Source organism: Kitasatospora sp. NPDC058444 (assembly GCF_042721415.1).
GTDB lineage: Bacteria > Actinomycetota > Actinomycetes > Streptomycetales > Streptomycetaceae > Kitasatospora.
In genome coordinates this window covers 1-11961 of sequence record NZ_JBHXLL010000020.1, presented here as the reverse complement: position 1 = coordinate 11961, position 11961 = coordinate 1, and the positions used below count along the sequence as shown (strand labels likewise).

Below are 11961 nucleotides of genomic sequence, written 5' to 3'. Positions count from 1 at the left end.
CTGCCCCGCTGGCTGGACCCGTACATGGCGGCGCTGGCCGGGACGGTCGGGCTGGCCGCGCTGTTCCCGGCCTCCGGCCCCTCGGCGCGGGTCGCCGAAGTGGCCTGCGACCTCGCGGTGGCGCTGCTGTTCTTCCTCTACGGCGCCAGGCTCTCCACCCGCGAGACGCTGGCCGGGCTGCGCCACGTACGGCTGCACGGGCTGGTGCTGGCCGCCACCTTCGTCCTCTTCCCGCTGCTCGGCGTGGCCACGGCACTGCTCACGCCCGCCCCACTGACCGGGCAGCTGCACACCGGGGTGCTGTTCCTCTGCCTGGCGCCCTCCACGGTGCAGTCCTCGGTGGCGCTCACGGGCGCCGCCGGGGGCAACGTCCCGGCGGCGATCTGCGCGGGCACCTACTCCAGCCTGGCGGGGCTGGTGCTCACGCCGCTGCTGGCGGCCTGGCTGCTGGGATCGCACACCGCGCTGTCCGCCGACGGGCTGCTGCGGATCGGGCTGCAACTGCTCGCACCGTTCCTGCTCGGGCAGTTGCTGCGACCGTGGCTCGGCGGTCCGCTGTCCCGGCACAAGAGGGTGCTCACCCCGGTGGATCGCGGCTCGATCCTGCTGGTCGTCTACACGGCGTTCAGTGCGGCGGTCGCCCAGGGCATCTGGGGCCTGGCCACCCCCCTCGCCCTGGCGGGGCTGCTCGCGGTGCTGCTCGCCCTGCTCGCCGCCGCCCTGGCGGTCACCGGGCTCGGCGCGCGGCTGCTGGGGCTCGACCGGCCGGCCACCATCGCGGCGGTGCTCTGCGGTTCGCAGAAGAGCCTGGCCAACGGCCTGCCGATGGCCACCGTCCTGTTCGGCGCGCAAGCCGGCCTGCTGGTGCTGCCGCTGATGCTCTACCACCAGCTCCAGCTGATCGTCGGCACGGTCCTCGCCGGACGCTGGTCGCGGGCCTCCACGGTCGCCACCGCACCCGGCCCGGTCCCGGCCGGGCTCACCGGTCCGGGCGCTCCGCCAGCGCCCGGTTGATCCCCCGACGCAGCCTGGCCGAGGCCCCGGGCTGCCGGCCGAGCCGGTGCAGCCGCTCGGCCGGCAGCTCCGGCCGACGGGCCAGTTCCAGTACCGCCGCGAACGGGCGGTCGCCCTCCGCCAGCCGACCGGCCGCCGCCCTCAGCCCGTGTCAGCCCTCCTCGGCGGGCGTGCTGAGGGTGGTGGCCGGGAGGGCGGGCAGCGGGCCGGTGGGCGGCAGCTCCCAGGCCGCCGGGTCGGGGGCGAACGGGCCAGTGCAGTCCAGGAGTTGGGCGAGGGCGAGGTCCCGCGCCCGGCCCATCCACCGGTGGGTGGCCTCGTCGACGACGCCGAGGCGCCGGGCATGGGCGTACTCGTCCTCGTCCTTCCACTCGTACGCCGACAGATCGGGGGTGATCACCAGGTCCAGGAAGAGGTCGAAGGTGTCGATGCCGATGGCCGTCCGGCGGTACGGGCGCTCGAAGTTGACGTACCAGCGCAGTGGCCGGCCGTCGGGGGTCAGGAAGCGGTGCACGCTGAACGGCGCTCCGGCGGTGAAGCGGCTGAGCACCACGGTGTCGCGCCACGTCCAGCGGTCGAGTTCCCACCGGCCGGCCGCGAGGTCCTCGATGCAGCCCAGGCGCGCGGCGTCGCCTCCGGCCCGCGCCGCTGCCGTCCAGCCGGCCGGGGCCAGGGTCTCCGTCCCCGGCCGGGCGGTGAGGGTCAGGGTCGCGCCGTCGTCCGCGAGCACGGTGTACGGCATCGCCGACCAGACCCTGCCGTAGGCGACGTCCCGCCGCACGGCGGTGCCGCCCGGTGCGAAGGGCGCGGCCGTCATCGGATGTAGTAGGCCCGGTTGTGGGCGGCGACCGGCGGGGACTGGTAGGTCCAGACCCCGGCCGCCGGGGCGTCGGCGATCAGGTGGGCGAGGTCGCGGGCGGACTCCTCGGCGGGGTTGCCGAGGTCGAGCCGGACACGGTCGGCGGTGCGGTCGTCCAGGGCGTAGTAGCGGTAGGGCTGGTAGACGTTGAGCGGCCCGGCCAGCAGCTTGCCCTCGTCGTCGGTGCCGTAGCCGGTGATCGGCGTGTTGTTGACGGACTCGGGGGTGAGGCCGACCAGGTTCACGTCCAGGGCCAGGAGTTCCTCGTCGTGGCGGCTCAGTCCGTCCTGCCCGAGGGTGGCCCGGCGGCAGGACACCGACCAGCGTTCGCGCACGTCGGGCGCGTTGAGGGAGGGCAGGGTGGTCTCGAACCAGCCCGGGTGCTTGGGCTCCGCGTACAGCCGGCGCCCGGCGTCGATGGCGAGCGGGTTGTCGCAGAGGACGTGCAGCCGGGCGATGCCGAGCAGCTTGGTCTGGTCGTACCCCCTGGCGTACTGGCCGTAGTTGACCACCGGGATCCGCTCCTCGGCGAAGAGCGGATGGGCGATCAGGTTGATCTCCAGCTCCTGGGTGATGCCGCCGCCGTTCGGATACTGGGCGAAGTAGAGCTGGTAGTTGAGCGAGACGCAGGCCCCGCCGTCGAAGGCGGCGACGTTCAGCCCGGGGTGGCGCTTGGCGAGCAGTTCGCGCGCCCGTGCCCGGTCGACGAGGTAGTCGACGCCGATGTTGTGCAGCGCACCGTAGTGGAAGGGCAGGTGGTAGGGCTCGGGTACGGGCGGCAGCGGCAGGCCGGTCATGAGGGCTCCGAGGAAGGGGGAGACGGCGGTGGCGGTACGGGTGCGTGGGAGTCCGCGGGGGGCGTCACCGCCGCCGGGCGGTGCAGCGCCGACAGGTCGCGGTGCATCCGCTCGGCGCTGCGCAGCGCCAGGGCGGCCATGGTGAGCGAGGGGTTGGAGGTGCCGAGGGAGGGCATCGAGCCGCAGCCGACGGCGTACAGGTTGGGGTGGTCCCAGCAGCGCTGCCAGTGGTCGACCACCGAGTTCGCGGGCGAGTCGCCCATGACGTGGGTGCCGCCGGCATGGCCGGCGCCGCGGTAGCCGTGGACGGTTCCCCGGTGTTCGAGCCGTCCCGGCCAGCCGGCCGCCGGGTAGGCGGTGTGGTCCTCGGCGCCGAGCAGGGCGAACAGCTGCTCGGAGACGGCCCGGGCGGAGGCCATCCCCTCACGGACGTACTCCGCGAGGTCGTAGCGGATGGCCGGGCCGGGCAGGCCGAGCGGGTCGCGCCGGTCCCGGTCGAGGGTCACCCGGTTGGCCGGGTCGGCGGGCTGCTCCAGCTCGAACTGGAGCGAGAACTGGCGGCCCAGCCGGTCACCGAGCCGGTCGCGGAGTTCCTTGCCGCGCAGGCCCGCCGCGAGCAGCGCCGCGGCCTCGGCCTCCGGCGCGCCGCCCGCCCAGGACCAGCCCCAGTTGCCGATCTCGATCCGGAACGGCGCCCGGCGCTCCCGCCCGGGGCCGAAGCGGAACGCCTCCAGGCCGCTGGTGGACCCGGGCCCGCGGTAGGGGCCGACCGGGCTGGGCATCAGCCCCCAGGTGAGCAGGGCCGGGTGGTCCATCAGGTTCCGGCCGACCTGGTCGCTGCGGTTGGCGAGCCCGGACAGGAGCAGCAGCCGGGCGTTCTCGATCGCGTGCGCGGCGAGGACGACCAGGTCCGCCTCCACCCGGTGGGCCGTACCACCGGCGAGGTACTCGACTGCCGCGGCCCGCCCGGTCTCCGGGTCGGCCAGCACCCGGCTGACGACGGCCTCCGTGCGCAGTTCGACCCCGGCCGCCCAGCGGGCCTGGGTGCGCAGCGGGGTGTACTTGGCGCCGCTCGGGCAGGCGGGGACACAGCTGGCGCTGCCCGCGCAGAGCGGCCTGTCGGCGGAGCCGGGCCTGGTCGGCACTCCGTTGCGGGCGTGCGGGGTGGTGGTGACGGCGAGCCGGGCGGGGTGCGGCACGGCGGGGTCGCGGACGGTCCGGCCGTCGAGGGCGCGGGCCAGCTGCCGGTCGAGGTGGCTCGCCGGTACGGCCCGCATCGGGAAGTCGTAGCCGTCCGGGATGGGCAGCCCGACGGCGCTGCGCTGCTCCTCGGCGTCGGCGGCGACACCGAGTTCCCGTTCGGCCTCGCGGTAGTGGGGTTCCAGGTCGTGGTAGCCGATCGGCCAGTTGCGGCCGTGGCCGAGGTCGCCGGTGCGGAAGTCCTCGGGGTGCATGCGCGGGGTGAGCCCGGTCCAGAGCAGTCCGGTGCCGCCGTTGGCGCGCAGGTAGCCGCTGGCGTAGGGCAGCGGCCCGTGCTGGCGGAGGTGGCCGGTGGCGGTGAAGCCGCCGTCCGGGTTTCCGACGAGGTCGGTGACGTCGGGTGACGGGGCCTCGGGGCTGTGCGGGTAGGGCGAGGTGGGCGGCCCGCCGCCGGCCGCGCGGTGGGCGGCGGCGACCTCGGCGCCGGTGGGCGCGGCCCGGCCGGCCTCCAGGACGAGGACCCGCCAGCCCTGCGCACCGAGGCGGTGGGCGATCAGGGTTCCGGCGAAGCCCGCGCCGACCACGACGGCGTCCCAGCGGGCGCTCACCGGTCCTCACCGCCGTTGTCCGGTGCGACACCGTTGTCCGGTGCGACCGCGCCTCGCGGGGCCTCGGCCCAGCTGCCGTGTCCGGGGGCCGCGGAGCCGGGCGGGACGGCGTGGAAGGTCCGCCAGACCAGTCCCCGGTCGTGGGCCCGGGCGGACGAGGGTGCCTCGCCGGGCCAGGCGCCCACGTACCAGAGGTGGACCAGGGCGTGCTCATCGCGCACCCGGTGGGCCAGCGTGGTGCGGTGGTGCTCGTCCGCCATGCCGGTGGAGCGCAGTTCGGGGACGTCGAAGCCGGTCAGCTCGGCGCAGACGCGCAGGAACTCGTCCAGGTCGGCGAGGGCGTCGACGTACTCGTTCACGACGGGGTCCCAGCGCTCCGCCAGGTCGTAGTCGGCCGGACGGTCGTCGGACACGGACACGCGGGCACCCCCACGATCGGCAACGGGTGGCCGAGGCATGACAGGCCGTACGGCGCAACGGACCGTACGGCGCGACAGGCCCCGTGACGCGGCAGGTCGGGGGCGTCCGGCCGTGCCGAACGGTCCCGCCTGCCACCGCGATCCTGCCGCCGGTCGTCACCACCGGAAACGCGTTGCACGAATCTGCCCGGACTTCTTCGCACCTTGTCCGGTCAGTAGCCCGCCATGATCACCCGGCGTCCGCTTCCGGTCGGCCCAGCGCCCGCACGGCCGCCAGGACGTCCAGGCCCAGCTCCGGGTCGGCGTCCTCGGGCAGGCTGACGGACAGCCGGGTGACCAGGCCCGCGTACCGGCGGTGGATCTCCCGGGCGACCTCCTCGACCGGACCGCAGACCGCGAAGGTGTCGAAGACCTCGTCGTCGATCAGCGCGGCCATCTCCGCCCAGCGCCCGCGCACCGAGTGGGTGTGCAGCTCCTCCTGGAGCCCCTCCCAGCCGTGCTGCGCCAGCACCGGACGGTAGGCCGGCGTGGAGGCGTAGAACGCGAGCCGCTCCCGGGTGGCGGCCCGGTTGGCCGCCAGCTCCTCCTCGGTGCGGCCGGTGGCGGTGAGCACGCTGCCGACGACCTCGAACGGCCGCTCCGTCCACGCGGCGAGCTCCGCCTCGGCCCGCGTCCGCTCCTCGGTCAGGCCCGGCAGCACCTGCTCGGCCAGGTAGGCGGTGGAGGAGAACGGGTGGCTCAGGAAGCCGTCGGCCACCGCCCCGGCGGTCCGGGTCATCAGCGGCCCGACGCCCGCCAGCAGGATGCGCGGCACCCCGGACGGGACCGGGTCCGGCGAGAACACCGGCGTCATCACCGTGTGGGTGTAGAACTCACCCCGGAAGCGCAGCCGTTCACCGGTCTGCCAGCTGTGCCAGATCGCCCGCACCGCGTGCACGTACTCGCGCATCCGGGCGGCCGGACGGTCCCAGGGCATCCCGAAGCGCTTCTCGATGTGCGGCTTGACCTGCGAGCCCAGCCCGATGACGGCGCGTCCGCCGGAGGCCGCGTGCAGCCCCCAGGCCTGGTAGGCGAGCGTCATCGGGGTCCGGGCGAAGGCCACCGCGATGCCGGTGGCCAGCTCGATCGACTCGGTCCGGTCGGCCGCGCGGGCGAGCTGGAGGAACGGGTCGTACGCGGTCTCGGCGACCACCAGCCGGTCCATGCCCCGGCGTTCGGCCCGCTCGGCGGCGTCCAGGATGCCCGCCGGGTGCCCGGAGGCGGTGGCGTCGAGCCGGAGGGCGGCGGGTCGGAGGGCGGCGGGTCGGTCCATGACGGTGCTCCTGGTCGCGGGCGGCGGTGCTACCCGGGTAGCCTGCCACGCCTCGGCGCGCGCCCCGGACGGGCCGCCGCTCTCCCACCCGTCCTCCTGCTCACCCGCTCACCCGCCGACGCCCCCGTCCGCACGCCCGGCCCCGGTCCCGCCCGCACACCCGTCCTCCCCGGTCCCGCCCGCGTCTCCCGATGCCGCGAACAGCCGGCCCAGGTGCCAGTCCACGGCCGTGAGCACGGCGGCGGGCTCGACCACGCCCAGTTCCAGCAGGGTGGTGAACCCGGTGAGCGCGAGCAGCAGGTCCGTCTCCACCGCCGGGTCGCGTTCGGCCGCCAGGTGCCCGTCGGCGATCGCCTGCCGGACCACCCGCTCGACCATGGCCCGTCCCTGGAGCAGGCCGCCGCGCGCCCGTGCATGGACCTCCTCGTCGTGCAGCGCCTCCAGCACGTAGGCGGCGCTCATCCGGCTGGTCGCCCGCGCGTCGGCGTGCAGGGGCAGCAGCTCGACCAGCATCACCCGCAGCACGTCGCGCGGATGCGGCCGCGCCCCGAGCGCTCCCAGCGCCACGCCGACCCGCAGCGCGCTCTGCTCGCCGGCGAAGTCCATCGCGAAGGCGAGCATCTGCGCCCGGGAGCCGAAGTAGTGCTGGAGCTGTCCGAGCGAGATGCCGGCCTCCTGGGCGACCTCGCGCATCGTCAGGTGCGTGGCCCCGCGCTGCTCCACGACCCGCCACAGCGCGCGGGCGATCGTCTCCCGGCGTTCCCGGTGGTCGACCTGTTTCGGCATCGGCGGCGGCTCCTCGGACTCGCTCCGCGCTGGGCGGAGTCTTTTCCCATACGCTTGACATAATACAGCTGACCTATAACGTGGGAAGCCTTCCGAGGGAGGAGCGCCCCCATGCCGGAGCAGCCGATCATCCGCACCACCGAGGGACTCGTCCGCGGCCGCTGGGAATCGCGGCGCGGGCCGGAACAGCGGCCGGAACAGCAGCGGGAAGAGCAGCGGGAACGGCCCTGGGAACGGCAGCAGGGGCAGCCAGGCGGCCGGGAACTCGCGGCCTTCCGCGGCATCCGCTACGCCCGGCCGCCGGTCGGCGCTCTCCGCTTCGCCGCCCCCGTCGAGCCCGAGCCCTGGGACGGCGTCCGCGAGGCCACCGCCTTCGGCCCCGTCGTCCCGCAGTCCGGGCCGATGCCCGCCGAAGCGCCCACGGCGTCCGAGGACACCGACTGGCTGACGCTCAACGTCTGCACGCCCGATCCGGGCGCGGCCGGGCTGCCGGTCCTGGTCTGGCTCCACGGCGGCGGGTTCATGTCCGGGACCTCCGGCGACCCGCTGTACGACCCGACCGCCCTGGCCACCGCCGGGCTGGTCGTGGTGAGCGTCAACTACCGCGTCGGCGCCGAGGGTTTCGCGCTGCTGGAGGGCGCCCCCGCCAACCGGGCCCTCCTCGACCAGATCGCCGCCCTGCACTGGGTCCGGCGCAACATCGCCCGGTTCGGCGGCGACCCGGCCCAGGTCACCGTCGCCGGGCAGTCCGCCGGCGCCGGAGCGGTCGCCGCCCTGCTGACGATGGACCGGGCCCGAGGCCTGTTCCGGCGGGCCGTCGCCCACTCCGTGCCGGGCACCCACTGCACCCCCGCCCTGGCCGCCGAGGTCACCGCCGAGCTCGCGAAGCTGCTCGGCACGGCTCCCACCGCCGCGGCGCTGGCCGAGGTGCACCCCTGGCGCCTGGCCTCGGCCGTCACCGAGCTCGGCGCCGCACTGCCGCAGCACCTCGCGCGATGGGGCCGGCTGGCGCTGTGCGGCATCGCCACCGTCCCGGTGGTCGACGGCGCGGTGCTGCCGAGCTCGCCCTGGTCGGCGCTCACCGACGGCGTCGACCTGCTGGTCGGTCACACCCGGGACGAGTTCCGGCTGTTCGGCGTCCTCAGCGGCCGGCACGGCGACTTCACCGCGGAGGAGGCCCGGCTCGCGCTGGAGCTGTTCGCCCCGCCGCCGGGCGGCCCGGACGCCTACCGGGCCGCCTTCCCGGGGGCGACGCCCTCCGAACTCCTCGAAGTCGTCGACTCCGACGCCCTGTTCCGGGTGCCCTCGCTCCGGCTGGCCGAGGCCAACGCGGCCGCCGGCGGCACCTCGCACCTCTTCGAACTCGCCCTGCCCGCCCCCGCCCTCGGCGGCGTCTTCGGGGCCTGCCACGGCCTGGACGTACCGCTCGCCTTCGGCAGCCTCGACAGCCCGACGGCGCGGCACTTCCTCGGCGACCCGCCCCCGGCGGAGGCGGTCCGGGTCTCGGCGGAACTGCGGCGGGCCTGGGTGGGGTTCGCCACCACCGGCGACCCGGGCTGGCCCGCCTACGATCCGGAGGGGCAGCTCACCCGGGTCCTGGACGCCCGCTCACAGACCGTCCGCTACCCGGAGCAGACCTCCCGCCGGATCTGGGCGGGGCACCCCCTCACCGCCTACGACCTCCACTGACGGCGGGCCGGCCGGACGGGATGCCCGACGGCGAGGGCGTCGGGCACCGCGCCGGCATCCACGCGGGCGGGCGAGCGATCCGTACGACCGTCGCCCGCCCGCCCGCGTGAGCCCCTCCGCCCGGCCCCGCCGCCCGGCCGCTACGCCGCCGACGCGTCCAGCAGCTTCAGCAGCCCGGCGGCCACCGGGCCCGAGGAGGCCGGATTCTGACCGGTCACCAGGTTGCGGTCGACCACCGCGTGCGGCGCCCAGGGCTCGCCCTCCTCGAAGTCCACGCCGAGCTCGACCAGCCGATCCTGGAGCAGCCACGGCGCCCGGTCGGCCAGTCCGGCCTGGGCCTCCTCCGCGTTGGTGAATCCGGTCACCCGGTACCCGGCGAAGGGCGAGCCGCCGCCCTCGCCCCGCGCGGCGAGCAGCGCGGCCGGGCCGTGGCAGACCACGCCGAGCGGGCGCCCGGAGGCGAGCACCCGGGTGAGCAGCCGACCGGAGTCGGCGTCGACCGCCAGATCCTCCATCGGGCCGTGGCCGCCGGGGTAGAACACGACGTCGTAGTCGGCCAGGTCGACCTCGGCCAGCACCAGCGGCTGCCGGAGCTCGGCGATCTTCGCCAGCTCCTCAGCCAGCTCGGGGTCGGTCAAGCTGGCCCGGTCCGCGACCGGGACGACACCGCCCGGGGTGGCGACGGCGACCCGGTGGCCCGCCGCGGTGAAGGCGCGGTACGGGACGACCAGCTCCTCCGCCCAGAAGCCGGTCGGATGCTCGGTTCCGTCGTTCAGCGTCCAGACCTTCGAACCGGTCACGACGAACAGGATGTCGGCCATGGGGTGTGCCTCCAGGGGTGCCGCGGGTCCTCGCCGCGACGGTCCGCCGCGGCGCTCACCTCGGTCACGCTAGACGCGCCCCACCTGCGGGAACCAATGGGCCACGCGATGCGAGGCATCGGGATTCCGATACCTCACCCGGATCGTCGAGCGCGCCGGCCCGCCATCGGAATCCCGTAGGCTCGCCGCCATGAGCGATCGGCCGCCCACCGGCTCCGGCCCACTGGACCTCAACCAGCTGCGGACCTTCCTCGCCGTGCACCGGGCGGGCTCCTTCACCGCGGCCGCGCATCTGCTGGGCCTGTCCCAGTCCACGGTGACCGCCCAGATCCGGGCGCTGGAGCTGCGCCTCGACCGGGAGCTGTTCGAACGCCGGGCCCGCGGGGTCAGCCCGCTGCCGTACGCCGACGACCTCGCCACCCGCCTGGCCGTGCCGCTGGACCGGCTCGCGAGCCTCACCGACGGGCACGGAGGCGGCGCACCGGAGCCGGTCCACCTCGCCGGGCCGGCCGAGTTCCTCGGCACCGTCCTGCTGGCAGAGCTCGCCCCGCTCGTCGCGCAGGGCGTCCAGCTGCGGGTGACCAGCGGGCTCACAGACCCCCTGCTCGCGGAACTGCGGGCCGGACAGCACGACCTGGTGGTCGCGACCCGGCGGCCGCCCGGCCGGACACTGCTCGCCGAACCGCTCGCCGACGAGGAGTTCGTCCTGGTCGCGGCCCCGTCCTGGGCCGAACGGCTGGCCGGCCGGGAGCTGCCCGGCGCACTGGACGAGGTCCCGCTGCTCAGTTACGCCGAGGACCTGCCGATCGCCCGCCGCTACTGGCGGCACGTCTTCGGCCGCCGCCTGCACGCCCGGGCGGCGATCACCGTGCCGGACCTGCGGGCCGTCCTCTCGGCGGTGACCGCGGGCGCGGGCTGGAGCGTGCTCCCCGGCTACCTGTGCCGAGCCGAACTCGCCTCCGGCTCGCTGCGGTTGCTGCACGAGCCGGCCGACCCCCCGATCAACACCGCCTACCTCGTCCGCCGCCCGGCCGCCTCGCCCAACCCGCACGTGGCCCTGGTCCGCGAGCACCTGCTCGCCGCGGCCCGCACCTGGAGCTGTCCCGAGCGGCCCCTCGGCGGGTCCGCACCTCGCCATCACCCATCCGGGCAACCGGCCCCGGCGATGTTCGGCAACGGGTAGCGTCCACGACACGTCGAGTAACGGCGCACCCCTTCGCTCAGACAAGGACCCTCCATGCGTGTCTCCGTGATCGGCTGCGGCCACCTCGGCATCCCGCACGCGGCGGCGATGGCCGAACTCGGCCACGAGGTCATCGGCGTGGACGTCGACCGGGAGAAGGTCGCGCGGCTCAACGCGGGCGACTGCCCGATCTTCGAGCCCGGCCTGCCCGAGCTGCTGGCCGAGCACATCGGCGGCGGCCGCCTGCGCTTCACCACCGACATCGCCGAAGCGGCCGCCTTCGCCGAGCTGCACTTCATCGGCGTCGGCACCCCGATCGGCGCCGGCGGCATGCGGCCGGGCCTCGGCTACGGCGGCGGATGCCTGCCCAAGGACGTCCGCGCGTTCACCGCCAGCGCGCGGCAGCTCGGCGCCACCGAAGCGGCCGGACTCCTGCTCGCCGCCGAGAAGATCAACGAATCCCGCACCCGTGTCGCCATGGACCTCGTCGCCGAAGCCCTCGGTGACCGGCTGCTCCGGGGCATCCGGGCCACCGTCCTGGGCGCGGCGTTCAAGCCCGACACCAGCGACGTACGCGAGTCCCCCGCCCTCGCCCTGGCCATGGCGCTGCACCGGGCCGGCGGCGTGGTCACCGTGCACGACCCGCAGGCCTCGGCCAACGCGCTGCTCCGCAACCCCGAACTCGACCACACCGCGGACCTGCCCGCGGCGCTCACCGGCGCAGAGCTGGTCGTCCTGGCGACCGAGTGGCCCGAGTACCGACAGGGCGACCCCGGCGCCCTGGTGGAACTGCCCGCCGACCCGCTGCTGGTCGACTGCCGCACCACCCTCGACCCCGACCGCTGGCGCTCGGCGGGCTGGCGCGTCCACCAGCTCGGCCGCCCCGGCACGTAGCCCCGGACCGACCACATGACCCCGGTGATCGGTCCCGTGTCGACCGGGGGGTGTGGTGGCGGTCTCATCGGCGGCTGGTCGGTGCTGACTCGGTGTGGTGGCGGCGGGCCGGTCGGTGAGGTCGCCGGGGTGGGGGCGGTGAGTGCGCTCACACGCGGATGCGGGGCACGACGGCACCTAGCAGTGTCCGTTCCGCCCCGCGTCGCGGTGGGGGTGGCGGGCGTTCGCGCAGGCCGGGAGGGGTGGGCGCGCCGCGGGCCGTGCGTCCTTCGATTCGGAGCCGGCCTCCCGGCTACGACCGCGGATCGTAGCGGGAGGGCCTTGGCGGCGGCCGTCGCGGTCTGGCAACTTGGCATTCGTCGCCAGCCACACCGGCTCC

Annotated in this window: 11 protein-coding genes; 4 read left to right on the top strand and 7 right to left on the bottom strand. The window is 75.5% G+C overall.

Annotated features, from left to right (window positions below):
• Window positions 1–24 precede the first annotated feature (24 nt).
• A complete protein-coding gene (locus ACFWP2_RS21400) occupies window positions 25–1014 on the top strand; it encodes a bile acid:sodium symporter family protein (protein WP_380453902.1) in 990 nt (329 codons plus the stop codon).
• A gap of 151 nt (window positions 1015–1165) precedes the next feature.
• On the opposite strand, the gene ACFWP2_RS21395 is transcribed toward ACFWP2_RS21400, so the two are convergent.
• From ACFWP2_RS21395 to ACFWP2_RS21370, 6 genes are all read right to left on the bottom strand, one after another.
• Window positions 1166–1831 carry a DUF402 domain-containing protein gene (locus tag ACFWP2_RS21395; protein WP_380453653.1) on the bottom strand — a complete coding sequence of 222 codons (666 nt, stop codon included), beginning with the start codon at window positions 1829–1831 and terminating at the stop codon, window positions 1166–1168.
• Window positions 1828–2670, bottom strand: a complete 843-nt coding sequence (locus ACFWP2_RS21390; RefSeq protein WP_380453651.1) for a hypothetical protein — start codon at window positions 2668–2670, stop codon at window positions 1828–1830. The genes ACFWP2_RS21395 and ACFWP2_RS21390 overlap by 4 nt, the downstream gene beginning before the upstream one ends.
• Window positions 2667–4478, bottom strand: coding sequence for a GMC family oxidoreductase (locus ACFWP2_RS21385; RefSeq protein WP_380453649.1), 1812 nt, complete (start codon window positions 4476–4478; stop codon window positions 2667–2669). The genes ACFWP2_RS21390 and ACFWP2_RS21385 overlap by 4 nt, the downstream gene beginning before the upstream one ends.
• A complete protein-coding gene (locus tag ACFWP2_RS21380) occupies window positions 4475–4897 on the bottom strand; it encodes a hypothetical protein (protein WP_380453647.1) in 423 nt (140 codons plus the stop codon). Before ACFWP2_RS21380 ends, ACFWP2_RS21385 begins: the two co-directional genes overlap by 4 nt.
• 229 nt (window positions 4898–5126) lie before the next feature.
• The gene (locus tag ACFWP2_RS21375; protein WP_380453645.1) at window positions 5127–6209 is read right to left on the bottom strand and encodes a TIGR03617 family F420-dependent LLM class oxidoreductase; all 1083 of its coding nucleotides are present in this window, start codon (window positions 6207–6209) and stop codon (window positions 5127–5129) included.
• Between the two features lie 108 nt (window positions 6210–6317).
• The gene (locus ACFWP2_RS21370) at window positions 6318–6995 is read right to left on the bottom strand and encodes a TetR/AcrR family transcriptional regulator (RefSeq protein WP_380453643.1); all 678 of its coding nucleotides are present in this window, start codon (window positions 6993–6995) and stop codon (window positions 6318–6320) included.
• A 111-nt stretch (window positions 6996–7106) separates the two neighbouring features.
• Between ACFWP2_RS21370 and ACFWP2_RS21365 the strand changes: the two genes are divergently transcribed.
• Entirely contained in the window at window positions 7107–8684 is a 1578-nt protein-coding gene (locus ACFWP2_RS21365) for a carboxylesterase/lipase family protein (RefSeq protein WP_380453641.1), read from the top strand.
• Between the two features lie 140 nt (window positions 8685–8824).
• Here the strand turns inward: ACFWP2_RS21365 and ACFWP2_RS21360 are convergent, their stop codons facing one another.
• Complete coding sequence (locus tag ACFWP2_RS21360) at window positions 8825–9505, bottom strand: type 1 glutamine amidotransferase domain-containing protein (protein ID WP_380453639.1); 681 nt, start codon at window positions 9503–9505, stop codon at window positions 8825–8827.
• 190 nt (window positions 9506–9695) lie between these two features.
• Between ACFWP2_RS21360 and ACFWP2_RS21355 the strand changes: the two genes are divergently transcribed.
• Both ACFWP2_RS21355 and ACFWP2_RS21350 read left to right on the top strand, forming a co-directional pair.
• A complete protein-coding gene (locus tag ACFWP2_RS21355; protein ID WP_380453637.1) occupies window positions 9696–10688 on the top strand; it encodes a LysR family transcriptional regulator in 993 nt (330 codons plus the stop codon).
• A gap of 54 nt (window positions 10689–10742) precedes the next feature.
• Window positions 10743–11582 (top strand): UDP binding domain-containing protein, encoded by an 840-nt coding sequence (locus ACFWP2_RS21350; protein ID WP_380453636.1) that lies wholly within the window; start codon window positions 10743–10745, stop codon window positions 11580–11582.
• Window positions 11583–11961: the final 379 nt, after the last annotated feature.